Below are 15148 nucleotides of genomic sequence, written 5' to 3' on the forward strand. Positions count from 1 at the left end.
CCAGGGACGTTGTAGATGAGCGACTATTGTTACGTTTGTCCTAACTTTTGCGCTTTTTTTTCGCACTAGATTGATGCATAGATGCGGTATGCGAGTTATCCTGAGGAAACTTCACAGGTTTTTTCATCGCTAGCGAGAACCTTTAACCATCACTTATAAAGACGCTTGAGACAGCGTATTAAAAAAAATGAAAATCTCATTCCGTCAGAAGCTTTTCCTTCCGTTATTGTTGAGCTGGGTGTGTTTGCTCGCAGTATTTGTCGTCAATGCGTTACATACACGGACGCTACGATTCGACGAGCGCAAGGTCCAGCTCGCAAATGCAGGCGACATGGCCGCTTCGATCGCAAGGGAATATGAAGCGTTGTCAGCGAGCGGCGCGATGCCACTGGACGAAGCGAAGCAGCATGCGCTGGCACGGATCGCCGCGCTGCGCTTCGGAACGAGCGGATATCTCGTCGTTTATGACGGCGACAAGATGCTTATGCACCCTATCAAAAAAGGGCTCGCCGGCACGCCGCTCACAAAAATTCTCGATGCAGATGGCCGTGCGATAAGCTTGGATGCGATCCAGGCCACGAAGGCGACCGGCGTCGGTTTTACCGAATACCTGTGGGCTAAGCCTGGCTCGGAGCAGCCGATTCGCAAGGTCTCGTACACTGTTCACTACAAACCTTGGGGCTGGTACTTTATGGTCGGGCTGTACGTCGACGATCTAGAGCAGGAATTCAGGGCCCAGTTGGGAAGCGCCGCCCTCTCGCTGGCGGTGATCGGCGCGCTGCTGAGCGGTCTTGTTATTCTGCTCGTGCGCAGCGTCGAAAAGACGCTCGGTGGGAATCCTGAGGTCGCGGTCGCGGTCGCACACCGAATCGCAAGTGGCGACTTGGCTATCGACATCGTGCTCCGCCCTGGCGACAGCAACAGCCTGATGGCTGCGATAAAGGCCATGCGCGACTCTCTCGCAACCATCGTCAGCAATGTCCGTGCGGGGACGGATCTGATTGCCACCGCATCAGGCGAGATTGCCACGGGCAATCTCGACCTCTCTAGCCGAACTGAAGAACAGGCCAGTTCGCTCGAAGAGACTGCTGCGTCGATGGAAGAGCTCACTACAACCGTCAAGCAGAGCGCTGAGAACGCGCGCCAAGCCAGCGCGCTTGCCGAGTCGGCAACAGGTGTGGCAGGGCAAGGCGGCGCTGTAGTCGAAAAGGTGGTTGCCACCATGGCATCGATAGACGAATCGTCAAGAAAGATCGTCGACATCATCAGCGTCATCGATGGCATCGCATTCCAGACCAATATTCTCGCCCTGAACGCAGCAGTGGAAGCCGCTCGTGCCGGCGAGCAGGGCAGGGGCTTTGCCGTGGTTGCCGGGGAAGTGCGTAACCTGGCCCAACGATCGGCAGCTGCTGCGAAGGAAATCAAGACCCTGATCGGTGATTCGGTAGCACGCGTCGGCGACGGCACCCGGCTGGTCGAGGAAGCCGGCGCCACGATGGAGGAGATCGTGGCCAGCGTACGCCGCGTTAGCGGCATGATCAGTGCCATCAGCATCGCCGCTCAGGAGCAAGGCGCCGGCATTGAGCACGTCAACCAGGCGATCGCCCAGATGGACCAGGTGACCCAGCAGAACGCTGCATTGGTCGAACAGGCGGCGGCGGCATCCGAAGCGATGCAAGAGCAGGCGACCAAGCTGGCGCAAGTCGTAAGCGTGTTCAAACTCAGCACTAGAAATGGAACCTCCTTACCGACACGAAATGACGTGCGCCAACTGCTACACACCAGCTAAAGATTTTTCAGGTAGGGAAAGACGTTGGATCCGGATCTTATGTACATGGTGAATGCCCCATATCGGCAGCGTAGCCAATAAACTCACACAGAGCAGCCATCATGTCGCTGGAGGTTCGTCTGGCGTTATCGAGGCGCATATGCTCCCAGATCCTAGCTCCGGAAGTTTCCAAAGGAAATCTCGTGCGGGCCATAACAGGCCCAGGGCAAGGTGAACGGGGCAGCTGGTGCACCTCTAACGCCTGCCCCTTTGTCTAGATGAGGTCATAGGGGCTGTACTCGCGCGGCAGCACCAAGTCGCAGCCCAGAACTGCGCGCATGCAGACCTGACCGCCAGGGGCTGGATGCGCTCAATCTTGAATTCCTGTTCATACCCGGAAACGGTCGCGGTGCAAAATCCTCGAGCGGACGGCGAGCCGGTGGCCGTCGAACTGGATAAACTGATGCAGGAGGACCGCGGAACGCGGTCCTCCTGCATCGGACACGCCTTTAAGCTTTTTGCGCCTGCGCGGTGCGCCGCATTACCGAAGTTGGCCATCAATTGCGCCGTTACTTAGGCAAAAAGAGCCCGCAGGTCTAGGGGGCGTGTGACGGAAATTTTTCTGCGGCCGTATCCCAGCGGTCCTGCAATGCCCGGGAAAGCCCCCGTGCAGATCGCCCATTTGGTTGGGGTGGTCTTGATCCTAAGCGTAGAGCCTGTACCGTCTAGATAAGGCTAGAAGGACTGCTTACATAATCGGTCTGCGTGCAAGAACACGCATCTGGCTCGCGGCTGGCGTCACCGGTATGAGGTTTAATGTCGGACGGCATCGGATTCTGGCGTTCGGACGCCTAAGAAAAAGGGATTTACGTCGTGCACCTCTTACGGGGCAACTACAAGGTGCAGTTATATGCCTCCCTGGAGTCGGCTAAGATCCATCAACTCGAATCCAATCGGCTTACAGAAAATGCTGAAGCTTATACGCCTTATAGTAGATGCCCCCAACTACAGGAGCCATAGGACGGAGGTAGAAATATAATAAGTCACTGCCGTACGGTACAGTAGCAGGTACTTGGGGCTGCAAAGTATTTACGTCGATGCTCAGGGGTCTATCGAATGCGGGGGATACATGTGCCCTTAAAGGTTTGTTGACGTTATTTATCTGACTTGGATAATATGTACTATCTTCCACGTCGCGCCTTGCCCTGACGATTTTGTTAGGCGCCCATAGCTAGGCCCGAGGTACTCAAGCGGTATCGATCAAGTTCCCGATATAGACCAATCATTCAGGTGAGTGCCGTTTATGACCGGCACTTGTTGAACTTGCTTTGCAAAAATGCGTCCTCGATGGTAGTTGGCAACACCCGAGTGCTTTGCATGAGAGAACCGTGCCAGCTCATGGTCGCTTCCTGATTTTCAAAGTCGCTGCTGACCGCGGATCTATAACCTGATAAATTGATCACAAAAATTTGGTTGAATAGGTAAGTATTCTAGTAGGGAATTATTCGAAATTGTTCTACGAAAAATCGGGCAGGAATATTGATGAACTGATGCATGCTGGCAACATAATTTTCTAATGGTGACAGTACAATACATGGTCTATCTACTGCTTCAGTACTCTTGTCTATGCAGCTCTACAAGTTTGTTTTGCTCACGGGAGCACTGGTTTCGTTGTTGATTGCTGCCGTGGCTTGGCGGCGTCGCGCAGCCCCGGGCGCACTGCCGCTGATGGCGATGCAGTTGGGGGTTGCTTGGTGGCAGATTTGCCATGCGCTGCCGCCTGTCCTGATGGGGCACGGTGAGGGTCTGCTTGTGCAGGCGCGCCTGATTTCGCTCGGAATCGTGTTCATCCCGCCCATGACACTATTGTTCGTAAGCGGCTACGCGCGGGGTTCGAGGCACATCAGACCGAGCACGCTCGCGCTTCTCGCAGTTGAGCCTGCCGTCATGCTCGCGGCGATGCACGTCCCGCGCCTGCAGGGCTGGTTTTTTGGCACGTGGCACGGCTTGCCCGCCGATGGTAATAGCGAGCTAGGCCCGCTCTTCTGGGTTCATGCGCTGTACTGCTATCTGCTACTTGGAAAATCGCTGCTAATACTCATTGCGGCTTACGAGCAGGACAACGCGATCACACGGCGTCAGACGCGCTATATTGCGCTTGCAGTGCTCATTCCCGTGGTCTTCAATCTGGCTTTTGTTTCGGGCCTCCTGCCTTCCTATGCCGACTTGACTCCTCTGGGGTTCGTTATCAGTGGTGCCCTGTATGCGATAGCGATTGTAGAAAGGGGTTTGTTTGATTTTGTGCAGGTTGCGCAAGCCAAGGCGAAGTCAGTGCTGACCGATGGCTTTCTGCTCATCGATGCGCAACGCCGTATCGTAGACAGCAATGAGGCAATCGTGCAAATGTTCCGCCTCGCTCAGCCAGTCGAGCCCGGCGAGTGGCTTATCCGGCATCTGCCGGAACTCGACGAGCGCTGTTCGGGCATGACGACGGGTCAAGCCATCTTCGAGTTCATGCGGGAGCGCGACCAGTTCCTCGAGCTGCGTGTTTTTGCGATCTGCGACGAAAGTGGGGAGCTCAGCGGCTGCGTTCTGATGGTGCGTGACATCTCGACGGCAAAGCTCGCCGCGGCTACCTTGGAGGAGACAAATCGAAAGCTACGCGTGCAGCTGGAAACTATCGAGGCGTTGCAGGTGCAACTGCGCGAGCAGGTGGTGCGCGATCCGCTGACGGGCCTATATAACCGGCGTTATCTTCTCGAGGCGCTGCGTCGGGAGTTGGGGCATGGTCGCCGATCCGACGCACCGTTTGCCGTTGTCATGATCGACGTAGACCACTTCAAGTCTGTCAACGACGTGTATGGCCACGCATGCGGCGATGCCATGCTGCAGGGGCTCGGTACCCTGCTGATAAACCAATCCCGGCCAACTGACTCCCCTTGCCGTTATGGTGGCGAGGAATTCATCGTCGTGATTAGCGGGGCAAGCCTCGACGTTGCCCTCGCACGTGCCAATGAATGGCGGACGGCGTTTTCGCGACTGTGCTTCCCGGTCAATGGTGTCGAGGTGCGTCGGACATTCTCGGCGGGTATCGCCGTATTCCCGCTCGATGGCAGTGACGAAACCGCGCTACTTGCGGCAGCGGACAACGCGCTGTATCGCGCGAAGGCGACTGGCCGTAATGCGATCTGCAGTTCCGTCCGTAATGTTAAGGACACTACGCCAGCAGATGGCGAGAAAGAAGACAACTCAGCGCGTGAGCACGCTCACCAAACGATTCAAGTCAACCATTGCGCGTAGACCGGGCCAAGTTACTTGCGACGGTAGAATTGGTGGCCTGTTGCAGGGTCGAACAAGCCGTTGCGTCGAGGACGGCAGCCGTGAAGCCGGTACATAGGAAAGCTTTCTTTGCACATCAAGGGCCAGCAACTTCAACCTTGCCGGACTAACAGCACAGCGCAGCCGTCGTTGTGCCGGCAGGCCTTCGCCAGCCCGACAGTCCAGCGCCCGCCGGACTGGCCAATTCCTTGCTTTCAAGGCCGTCAAACGTGGCCGGCCGCCCGTGCCACGCTGGCAATCAGCGTGCCATCGTCGCGTGCCGTCACCTTCAGCACGTCTTCGATCCCCGCAACACCCGCTTGGCAACGCACGACGTCCTTCCCGTTGGTTTGCACGGAAGGGCCACGCGGTTTGTGGCCTCTACAAACCCCGGCGATCCGGATCTGTAAAAATAGTGCAATTTTTTTCGCACATCATCCATTTTTTTATCATCGCTACAGCATTACGATCTCTCTGCTAAAACAATAAGTACCAAAAGGAGACTGATCCATGCGTACCCAGGCAGCCATCATCGGCGCCGGCCCAGCGGGCTTGCTGTTGTCCCACCTCCTGCACCTGCAGGGAATCGAATCGGTCGTGCTCGAGAGCCGCAGCCGCGAAGACATCGAGTCAACGATCCGCGCCGGCGTGCTCGAACAGGGCACGATGGATATATTGAACAATGCTGGCGTCGGTGACCGGATGCGCGAAATCGGCGCGCTGCACCACGGCATCGAACTGGCGTTCGGCGGCCGGCGCCACCGCATCGATCTCACTGAACTGACGGGCAAGGCCATCACGGTTTACCCGCAGCACGAAGTGATTAAGGACTTGGTGGCTGCGAGGATCGCCGCCGAAGGCCTGATCCTGTTCGGGGTGTCAGATGTGGCCATCCACGGCATTGACGGCGATGTGCCTTCGGTGACTTTTACGCACCGCAGTGAGCCAGGCTGCATTGAAGCTGACTTTGTCATCGGCTGCGACGGTTTTCATGGAGTTTCCCGAAAGACGTTGCCGGCAGCGGCGCGGACGGAATTCCAGCGTACCTATCCCTTCGGCTGGTTCGGCATTCTGGTCGAATCGGCGCCCTCGTCGGAAGAGCTGATCTATGCGCAGCACGAACGGGGCTTCGCGCTGATCTCGACGAGAACGCCGACAGTGCAGCGCATGTACTTCCAGTGCGACCCCAAGGACCACGTAGACAACTGGTCTGACGACCGCATTTGGGCTGAGTTGCACGCCCGCGTGGAAACAAGCGACGGGTGGAAAGTCAACGAAGGCCATATATTTCAGAGGAGCATCATCGGCATGCGCAGCTTCGTGTGCACGACGATGCGGCACAACCGCCTGTTCCTGGCCGGCGACGCGGCGCACATCGTGCCGCCGACCGGCGCGAAGGGTATGAATCTGGCCATGTCGGACGTGAGGTTCCTTGCGGACGGCCTGGATGCGTTCTACAAGAAGGGCTGCAGTGAACTGCTCGATGGTTATGGCGAACGCGCACTGAAGCGCATCTGGCGCGCTGAGTACTTCTCGTGGTGGATGACGCGCATGCTGCATACGTTTGCTGAGTCCACTCCGTTCGAGCGCGAAATGCAGCGTGCAGAACTGGAGAACGTGGTGTGCTCGCGCGCCCTTGCCCAGGCCCTGGCCGAGAACTATGTTGGAGCGTTTTAGGGTGCACGTATCGGCGTCAGATCAAGAATAGTTCTGTGAACTCTTTGGACATACCACTGAGTGCCGAAACTTTGCGCTGAAGCCCTTGGCACTGCAACTTCTCGCGAGACCCGTGCACGGCCCAGCCCAAGCAGGCGACCGGCACGTCATCAGTGCGGCAATGAAAATCAACGCCGTTATGCAGTTGTAATGCCGCTGCAGGCGTTGAAGGTCATGTCCAAAAAAAAGGAGATGTAGATGGGAAAGCATGTAGAAAAGCGGCGCTTCACACACGATACTGTGGCTATCGGCACAGCAATGCTGATGACTCTTCTCGGATGCGGAAGCAGCGAAAGCAGGGACCTTAACCGGGTCGCGACCGACAAGGGCGTGGTAGTCGGTATCGAAAAAGGTACCATGCGCCAATTCCTTGGCATCCCTTACGCGGCACCGCCGGTGGGTCAATTGCGCTGGAGGGCCCCGCAAGCAGTAGCGGCCTGGAGCCAGGCAAGGAACAGCAGCACTTTTGGTCCGGCTTGCGCTCAACCGGGTGGAGCAACAGGTGCTGCTGGCACCGCCGAGGATTGCCTGTACCTGAACGTGTTTACGCCAACAGGCCCCGGCCCTTTTCCTGTGATGGTCTGGGTCCACGGCGGCGAATTGACGACGGGTGAAGGCGCTCTCTTCGATCCGACCGCGCTGGTCAACCAAGGCATCATTGTCGTCACGATCAACTACCGGCTCGGGGTCCTGGGTTTCCTTGCGCATGCGGCCCTCAGCGCTGAAGGGGACGGCACATCCGGCAGCTATGGCCTGATGGACCAGCAGGCTGCGCTGCGCTGGGTAAAAACCAATATCGCCTCGTTTGGCGGCAATCCAGGCAACGTCACGCTCATCGGCGAGTCGGCAGGCGGTTTCTCGGTTCACGCGCAAATGGCGTCGCCAGGCGCGGCCGGACTGTTCCACAAGGCTATCGTGCAGAGCGGCGCATATTTCGAAAGCATTGCGCCGCCAATGCTGGCGGCGGCACAAACGGTCGGCGCGGAGTTTGCCAGCCAGGCAGGTTGTGGCGACCAGAGCCTTGCGTGCCTGCGTGCCCTTCCGGTCGACAAGATCGTCGGTCTGAGCACAACAATCCGGACCGGCGGCCAGATGTTGCCGGCAGTGGGCACTCCATTCCTGCCAATTCCCATCGATGAGGCATTCTCGACAGGCAAGTTCAACAAGGTGCCAGTGATCGAAGGCACCAACCTGGACGAATACAGCTTCATATCGGGGACATCGATCGATCCCGCGCTGGGCCACCCGATTAGCGCCGCCGAGTACCCGGGCTTTGTCACCCAGATGTTTGGCACCGAACTGGCTTCGACTATCCTCGACTACTATCGGCTGAATACAACGAACACGCCAGCGCAGACCTTCGACGATGTGGGCACTGACTTCCTGTTTGCCTGCAGCGGGCGCAAGGTCGTCAGGCGGTTCGCGGCGGCAGGCTTGCCGGTATATGCCTATGAATTTGCGGACACGAACGCCCCTCAATTTATCGCCTTCCCGCCGCGGCCGGAAGGGTACGGTGCCTACCACGCTGCGGAAATTCAGTACATCTTCCCGGTGAATGGAACCGACTCGATGAGCGCGACACCGTTCACCGCGGCGCAGGCTGACTTGTCCAGGAAGATGGTGTCGTTCTGGGCCCAATTCGCCAAGAGCGGCAATCCCAATGCATCGGGTAGCACTGAATGGCCAAGATATGATGCTGCAAGCGATACCTACCTTACGCTCGCGCCAGGCGCTCTGGCCACCAATACGCGTTTCGCGGAACAACACAAATGCGCATTCTGGACACCGGGTGTATAGGTTCGCATAGCTACGGGCCTGTTGCACTGCGTGGTAGGCACCGCCGGCATGCGCATGCCGGCGCCGTCCAAGCCACCTTCGGGGGCAGCGATGTCGCCGTGATGGCCGTTATGAGCGGCGAATTCCAGCCAAGGGCAAGCTTTCTTTCGCCTTGGCCAACAAGCTGCAGGCCATCACCGACAATCCGCCGGATGCGCCGGGCTATCCCGGGGCCGACACGCTATCACTACGGCTTCGTCTGCGCTATTGAGCTATCCTTCAAGCTACATGCCTTGATATACCGGCCCCTCGCCACCCCGCGGCACCGTCCAAGTAATGTTCTGCGTGGGGTCCTTGATATCGCAGGTCTTGCAGTGAAGGCAGTTCTGTGCGTTGATCTGCAGCGTTGGTGGAGAGGCATCATCCTTGCGCACCACTTCGTAGACGCCGGCCGGGCAATAACGCTGTTCCGGCGAATCGTACAGCGCATGATTGATGCCGATTGCCGCTTCGGGCTTGCGCAGCTTCAGGTGGCAGGGCTGCTGTTCCTCGTGGTTGGTGTTCGACAGGAAGACCGATGACAGCCGGTCGAAGCTCACCACGTTGTCCGGCTTCGGATAGGTGATCGGTTCCGCATGGCGAGCTTCATCCAGTGCGGCGTGATCGGGGCTGCGCGAGGCCAGTGTCCATGGCACCCGGCCCTTGAACAGCTTTTGTTCGATGCCGAACAGCAACGAGCCAAACCACAGACCCTTTTTCATGTAGGGCTTGAAGTTGCGGGTCTGGTGCAATTCCTCATGCAGCCAGCTGGCCTTGAACGCATCGGGGTAAGCGTGCAGCTGGTCCCGCATACGCCCTTGGGCTAGCGCATCGGCCACCGCATCGGCCGCCAGCATGCCGGACTTCATGGCCGCGTGCGAGCCCTTGATGCGGGCAGCGTTCAGGAAGCCGGCATTGTCTCCGAGCAGTGCGCCGCCAGGGAACACGAGGCGGGGCTGCGACTGCAAGCCGCCAGCGGCGATCGCCCGCGCGCCATAGGAGAGGCGGCGGCCACCCTCCAGGAACGGGCGGATCGCCGCGTGTGTCTTATAGCGCTGGAATTCCTCGAACGGCGACAGATAAGGGTTGCGGTAGTCGAGTCCGACCACGAAGCCGACCGCGACCTTGTTGTCTTCAAGGTGGTACAGGAAGCCGCCGCCGTACGTGGCATTGTCCATCGGCCAGCCGGCGCTGTGCACGACCAGCCCGGGACGGTGGTTCGCCGCAGGAATCTCCCACACTTCCTTGATGCCCAATCCATAGGTCTGCGGCGCGCTGGCGTCGCGCAGCCGATAGCGCTCTTCCAGCTGCTTGCCCAGGTGGCCGCGGCACCCTTCGGCGAACAGCGTGTAGCGGGCGCGCAGTTCCATGCCGGCAGCGAACTGAGGCCCCGGCGTGCCGTCGCGCTGCACACCCATGTCGCCGGTGACGACGCCGGCCACGGCGCCAGCGTTGTCATGGATCAGGGCCGCGCCGGCAAAGCCTGCGAACACGTCGACGCCGAGTTCCTCCGCCTGCGCGCCCAGCCATTTCACGACGTTGCCCAACCCAACGATATAGTTGCCGGCGTTGTGCAGGCAGTCGGGCAACAGCGCGTTCGGCATGCAATATGCTCGATTGCGCGACAGGAAGAGCACCCGGTCTTCCGTCACGGCGGTATGGATCGGTGCGCCGCGTTCCTTCCAGTCCGGCAGCAACTCGTCGAGCGCACGCGGGTCCATTACGGCGCCGGAAACGGTATGGGCGCCGACCTCCGCGGCCTTGTCGATGACGCAGACGCTGATCTCTTTGCCATCCTGCGCGGCGCGCTGCTTGAGGCGAATCGCGCAAGCCAGCCCGGCCGGCCCGGCGCCGACGATCAGGACATCATATTCCATCGTTTCACGGGTGATTTCCATTTCCATCTCTTTCTCCTGATGTCAGTGAGCGTCCTGCAGCCGCACGGCCACCAGTCGGCCTGCGTCGCCGTTGCGTACCGCGTGAATGCTGCAACCGGCTGGCAATACCATGCTCTCGTACGGTGCGAGATGCAGTGTGCTGGCGACGCCGGAAACTGTCAGCCCCCACGTTCCACCCCTGGTAGCAAACAGCACGGTGGCCGGGCTGGGCGCAAGCTGGCCATCTGCGTCGAGCACCCGCACATCCGCGCTGGCGCTGCCACGTCGTGTCAGTACGTTCAGGCAGCGGATCGGTGCGCACGCCACGTCCACGAACAGTTCGAGCTCGCCCGGGTACGTCGTGGGCACGTACTGCCGGGCCAGTACGCGCGGCGTCGCCACATGGCCTTGCACAGCGCTGTCCGAGAGTCGCAGCGGGCCGTTCTCCAGCACCACCGCGATCCGCTCGATGTCGGGAAAGACGGAAAATGGGCCGCTATGTTCGATCTCGGCCACGCTGACGCGCCAGGCGAGGTTCCCGCCAGCGTCGCGGCCGCTGGCCAGCGTGCGCGTAATCCCGGCGCCGTTCTTCCAGGGTTCGGGTGCCACGTTCCACAAGGACGTGGGGGTCTTTGGAATGATCATCATGCGCCCCCGTCAGGACACCGCACCGGCGCCGTATTTACCCACCAGGAGCGAACCGGTGGCGAAGCGGTCAATGGAGTAGGGCGCCAGCGGCACGTCCGTGGCCAGGCCGAGTGCTTCCTGTGCCAGCACCTTGCCCACGGCCGGCGACAGCTTGAAGCCGTGGCCGGAAAACCCGAAGCCCACCACCAGTCCTTCGATGCCGGGCAGGCGACCGAGCACCGGGTTCCAGTCCGGCGTCACGTCGTACACGCCTGTCCAGGAAGAGGCCATGCCGGCCGTCTCAAACGACGGAAAGCGTTCGGCGACCTGCATGCCGATGTCGGCGATGTAGTCCAGCGAAATGTCGCCCTGTTCGTTATCCGGCACGTCCAGCGTCTCGCCCACGGTGCCTTCGCTGACCAGCATTTGCGAACCGCCGTAGCTCCGGCAGTACAGCATGCCTGGCGAGCCCAGATCCTTGAAGACCGGCATCGAGAACGTGTACGGCTGCGGGCCCTCCAGTGCCAGCACCGTGTGGCGTTCCGGCTTGACCGGCATTGCCATGGCGCCCGTCCAGCCGGACAGCTCGGGGGTCCAGATGTTCTGTGTGCTGATGACCACATTGCTGGCGAAATCGCCGACGCTGGTCCTGACCCCTGCTACCTTGCCGTTTTCAACGACCATTCCCGTCACGAGCACGTTTTCCTTGACGACCACACCGCGCCGGCGTGCCGCCTTTGCGAAGCTGGTTGCGACCATGTAGGCATCGGCGAAACCGGCTTCCGGCTCGTAGCCGATCAGCGCCGCATCGTCGAACTGCGCGATCGGGAGCAATTCGGCGGCCTGTTGGCGGTCGAGCAGGCTCACGGGAATGCCCTGAGCCTGCTGGCCGAGCAGGGCGCTGCGCAGCGGTTCCAGCTTGGGCCCTTCCGGGGCGCAGATCAGGTAGCCGCACTTTACGATGCCTGACGACGCTTCCGGATCGTCCAGGTATTCCGGGAAAGCGTTGAAGGTGCTCCAGGACAGCCGCGCCAGTTCGACGTTTTCCGCCACCGAGTAATGCGTGCGCAAGATGCCGGACGATTGCGACGTCGTGCCGGCGCCGATCAGCGATCGGTCCAGCACGAGGACCTTCCCGGCGCCAAGCGCGGCCAGGTGGTAAGCGACGGATGTGCCGATGACGCCGGCGCCGATAACGATTGCATCGTAGGTTTGCATTATGTTCCTTGCTGGGGTGGGCGATGGGGCCAGTTTGCGAGCGAAGCGTGGATGCGCCCTTAGAATTAGAATAACTAAAGTTAAATAGCGGTTTTTCTAATATGCCGGCTGACCTGCTGCCGGTGGCCAATGATGACTCCAACCACGGCGCAGTCATGCCGTTCGAAACCATGAAAACGATGCGATCCATTGAAAATTTCCCCTTCGACCTGCACGCGCTGCAAGCCTTCGTTGCCGTGTGCGAGAGCGGCTCGATGAATGAAGCGGCCAAGCGTCTGGGCGTTACGCAGAGCGCGGTCAGCCAGCTCGTCAAGTCGATCGAGGCGCAGACCGGCACGATGCTGCTGGATCGGGAGTTCCGGCCATCGCGGCCGACGGTAGCCGGTACCACGTTGCTGGAATTGGCCAGTGAGCTGCTCGAGCATGCGCGACAGGTGTCGACGCGCATGGCCGATGCCGCGCGTGTCGAGGATGCGTTACTGCGGCTGGGTTGTGTCGATTCGTTTGCAGCCACCGTCGGGCCGGCGCTGATTCGCGCAATGTCCGGTTCCAGCCGGCAGATCACCTTGTGGTCCGGCCTGACACCTGTGCTCAGTGAACAGCTGCGCAAGCGCGAGCTGGACGTGGCGATCGTGACCGAGACCGCCATGCCCGATCCACGCATCAAGCAGCGACTGCTGCTATCGGAAGCCTTCGTGGCGGTGCTGCCGAAGTCACGGCGCCGCAAGCATGATGACCTGCTACAGGAAATCCGCCAGCTGCCACTGATCCGGTACACGCGTCGCTCCGTGATTGGCCAGCAGGTCGAGCGTTACCTGCAGCACATAGGCATCGATAGCCCGCGGCGCTTTGAATTCGATGCCACCGACCCACTACTGAGCCTGGTCGCATCGGGGCTCGGCTATGGCGTGACGACGCCGCTATGCCTGTGGCAGGCGCGCCAGTACCTGCCAGAGGTCGACGTGGTTCCGCTGCCCGCCAGTGAGCTTGGACGTCGGGACTTCTTTCTGATGTCACGCGAGAGCGAATGGATGCAGCTGGCGCGCGAAGTGGCCAGTGTCGCCCGCCAGGCATTGCGGCAGCACACGATCCCCGACATCCGCAAGGCGCTGCCTGCCTTGCCCGAGAAAGCCATCCATTGTCCAGCGAGGTAAATGCCATGAACCATGCATCTTTCCATTTCACGCGCGGCAAGTTGCCGCTTCTGATTTCCATCCCGCACCTGGGCACGGCCATCCCGCCGGATCTGAAAGCGCGTATGACCGACGCCGCTACCGGCGTGGCCGACACCGACTGGCACCTCGACCAGCTGTACGAGACCGTGGCAGCGACCGGAGCGTCGGTGATCTCTGCCTGCGTGTCGCGCTACGTCATCGACCTGAACCGGCCACCGGACGGCGCCAGCCTTTACCCGGGCCAGACAACGACAGGGCTATGTCCTCTCGAAACCTTCCATGGCGAACCGCTGTACCGTGCCGGCCAGGAACCGGACGATGCCGAGATCGCGCGCCGGCTCGACACCTACTGGCATCCCTACCATGCGGCGCTGCGGGCAGAGCTGGACTCGCTGCGCCGCAGGCACGGTTTTGCGCTGCTGTGGGAAGCCCATTCGATCAACGGCTTTCTGCCGCGCCTGTTCGACGGGGCGCTGCCGGACCTCAACTTCGGCACGGCCGATGGCAAAAGCTGTGCTTACGCCGTCGCGCAGGCCGTGGAGGAGGCCGCGCGGGAAGCGCCGTACAGCTGGGTGCTGAACGGCCGCTTCAAGGGCGGCTACATCACGCGGCACTACGGCAATCCGGCCGGCGGCATCCATGCCGTACAGCTGGAAATGTCCCAGCGCATCTACATGAACGAGAGCGAGCCGTTCGACTACGTTCCCGAACGGGCCAGGCAGGTGCAACCGGTCCTGCAAGCCCTCGTAGAGTCCGCGCTGGCCGCGGCGCGGCACGTGACGGCGGAAAAATACCTCCCGACCGGCGCGCACGTCTGATACCACGCCCATTTTTCCATTAGACCGATACTCAACACGACAGGCCACTCTATGAAAATTCTCGTACCAGTGAAACGCGTCGTCGACTACAACGTCAAGGTTCGCGTGCGGGCCGATGGCGGCGGCGTCGATACTGCCAACGTCAAGATGGCGATGAACCCGTTCGACGAAATCGCCGTCGAGGAAGCCACACGGCAGAGGGAAGCCGGCAAGGCCACCGAGGTGGTCGCCGTATCCTGTGGCGTTGTGCAATGCCAGGAAACGCTGCGCAATGCCATGGCCACAGGTGCCGACCGTGGCATTCTCGTCGAAACGGCGGAAGACCTGCAACCACTGGCCGTAGCCAAGCTGCTCAAGGCGCTCGTCGACCGCGAGCAGCCTCGCCTGGTCATTCTCGGCAAGCAGGCCATCGACGACGACAGCAACCAGACGGGCCAGATGCTGGCCGCGTTGCTCGGCTGGGGCCAGGCCACGTTCGCCTCCAGGCTTGTACTCGATGACGACAGCGCGATTGTCACGCGCGAAGTCGACGGCGGGCTGGAAACGGTGAAGCTGGCGTTGCCGGCGATCGTCACGACCGACCTGCGCCTGAATGAGCCGCGCTACGTAACGCTGCCGAGCATCATGAAGGCCAAGAAAAAGCCGCTCGAGACCGTGCGGCCGGCGGACCTGGGCGTAGACGTGGTGCCGCGCCTGAAGACATTGAAGGTTGCGGAGCCACCGAAGCGTGCCGCCGGCATCGTCGTCAAAAGCGTGGCGGAGCTGGTCGCGAAGCTGCGGTCCGAAGCCAAGGTCATTTAAGTATCCATCGAACGA

10 protein-coding genes are annotated in these 15148 nt (G+C 60.4%); 7 read left to right on the forward strand and 3 right to left on the reverse strand.

Going from position 1 to position 15148, the window contains the following annotated elements; translation table 11 throughout:
* The first annotated feature begins 187 nt into the window (after positions 1–187).
* The 4 genes from V6Z91_RS18990 to V6Z91_RS19005 all read left to right on the forward strand — a co-directional run bounded on the left by V6Z91_RS18990 (position 188) and on the right by V6Z91_RS19005 (position 8599).
* On the forward strand, positions 188–1789 hold the full coding sequence (locus V6Z91_RS18990; RefSeq protein ID WP_338759641.1) for a methyl-accepting chemotaxis protein: 1602 nt from the start codon (positions 188–190) through the stop codon (positions 1787–1789).
* A 1605-nt stretch (positions 1790–3394) separates the two neighbouring features.
* Positions 3395–5068, forward strand: coding sequence for a diguanylate cyclase (locus V6Z91_RS18995; RefSeq protein WP_338759644.1), 1674 nt, complete (start codon positions 3395–3397; stop codon positions 5066–5068).
* A 528-nt stretch (positions 5069–5596) separates the two neighbouring features.
* Entirely contained in the window at positions 5597–6763 is a 1167-nt protein-coding gene (locus tag V6Z91_RS19000; protein WP_338759647.1) for a 4-hydroxybenzoate 3-monooxygenase, read from the forward strand.
* Between the two features lie 237 nt (positions 6764–7000).
* On the forward strand, positions 7001–8599 hold the full coding sequence (locus tag V6Z91_RS19005) for a carboxylesterase/lipase family protein (protein ID WP_338759650.1): 1599 nt from the start codon (positions 7001–7003) through the stop codon (positions 8597–8599).
* A gap of 263 nt (positions 8600–8862) precedes the next feature.
* On the opposite strand, the gene V6Z91_RS19010 is transcribed toward V6Z91_RS19005, so the two are convergent.
* The 3 genes from V6Z91_RS19010 to V6Z91_RS19020 are packed head-to-tail and all read right to left on the reverse strand — an operon-like array spanning position 8863 to position 12339.
* Positions 8863–10515: an electron transfer flavoprotein-ubiquinone oxidoreductase gene (locus V6Z91_RS19010; RefSeq protein WP_338759653.1), complete on the reverse strand. Its 1653-nt coding sequence runs from the start codon at positions 10513–10515 to the stop codon at positions 8863–8865.
* Positions 10516–10536: 21 nt separating this feature from the next.
* On the reverse strand, positions 10537–11142 hold the full coding sequence (locus tag V6Z91_RS19015; protein ID WP_338759656.1) for a HutD family protein: 606 nt from the start codon (positions 11140–11142) through the stop codon (positions 10537–10539).
* A 9-nt stretch (positions 11143–11151) separates the two neighbouring features.
* Positions 11152–12339 carry an FAD-binding oxidoreductase gene (locus tag V6Z91_RS19020; protein ID WP_338759659.1) on the reverse strand — a complete coding sequence of 396 codons (1188 nt, stop codon included), beginning with the start codon at positions 12337–12339 and terminating at the stop codon, positions 11152–11154.
* A gap of 101 nt (positions 12340–12440) precedes the next feature.
* Between V6Z91_RS19020 and V6Z91_RS19025 the strand changes: the two genes are divergently transcribed.
* Genes V6Z91_RS19025 through V6Z91_RS19035 form a run of 3 tightly spaced genes read left to right on the forward strand, consistent with a single transcriptional unit; the run spans position 12441 to position 15133 of the window.
* Positions 12441–13493, forward strand: coding sequence for a LysR family transcriptional regulator (locus tag V6Z91_RS19025; RefSeq protein WP_338759660.1), 1053 nt, complete (start codon positions 12441–12443; stop codon positions 13491–13493).
* Positions 13494–13498: 5 nt separating this feature from the next.
* A complete protein-coding gene (gene hutG / locus V6Z91_RS19030; protein WP_338759662.1) occupies positions 13499–14332 on the forward strand; it encodes an N-formylglutamate deformylase in 834 nt (277 codons plus the stop codon).
* A gap of 51 nt (positions 14333–14383) precedes the next feature.
* Entirely contained in the window at positions 14384–15133 is a 750-nt protein-coding gene (locus tag V6Z91_RS19035) for an electron transfer flavoprotein subunit beta/FixA family protein (RefSeq protein ID WP_338759664.1), read from the forward strand.
* Positions 15134–15148: the final 15 nt, after the last annotated feature.

The organism is Massilia sp. METH4 (assembly GCF_037094685.1).
Taxonomy (GTDB): domain Bacteria; phylum Pseudomonadota; class Gammaproteobacteria; order Burkholderiales; family Burkholderiaceae_D; genus Rugamonas.

Bases quoted from the DNA above. Each gene is read 5' to 3' on its own strand.
- V6Z91_RS19020 (WP_338759659.1), bottom strand. From the start codon at position 12,339: ATGCAAACCTACGATGCAATCGTTATCGGCGCCGGCGTCATCGGCACA.
- V6Z91_RS19015 (WP_338759656.1), bottom strand. From the start codon at position 11,142: ATGATGATCATTCCAAAGACCCCCACGTCCTTGTGGAACGTGGCACCC.
- V6Z91_RS18990 (WP_338759641.1), top strand. From the start codon at position 188: ATGAAAATCTCATTCCGTCAGAAGCTTTTCCTTCCGTTATTGTTGAGC.
- V6Z91_RS19025 (WP_338759660.1), top strand. From the start codon at position 12,441: ATGCCGGCTGACCTGCTGCCGGTGGCCAATGATGACTCCAACCACGGC.
- hutG (WP_338759662.1), top strand. From the start codon at position 13,499: ATGAACCATGCATCTTTCCATTTCACGCGCGGCAAGTTGCCGCTTCTG.
- V6Z91_RS19035 (WP_338759664.1), top strand. From the start codon at position 14,384: ATGAAAATTCTCGTACCAGTGAAACGCGTCGTCGACTACAACGTCAAG.
- V6Z91_RS19000 (WP_338759647.1), top strand. From the start codon at position 5,597: ATGCGTACCCAGGCAGCCATCATCGGCGCCGGCCCAGCGGGCTTGCTG.
- V6Z91_RS19005 (WP_338759650.1), top strand. From the start codon at position 7,001: ATGGGAAAGCATGTAGAAAAGCGGCGCTTCACACACGATACTGTGGCT.
- V6Z91_RS19010 (WP_338759653.1), bottom strand. From the start codon at position 10,515: ATGGAAATCACCCGTGAAACGATGGAATATGATGTCCTGATCGTCGGC.
- V6Z91_RS18995 (WP_338759644.1), top strand. From the start codon at position 3,395: ATGCAGCTCTACAAGTTTGTTTTGCTCACGGGAGCACTGGTTTCGTTG.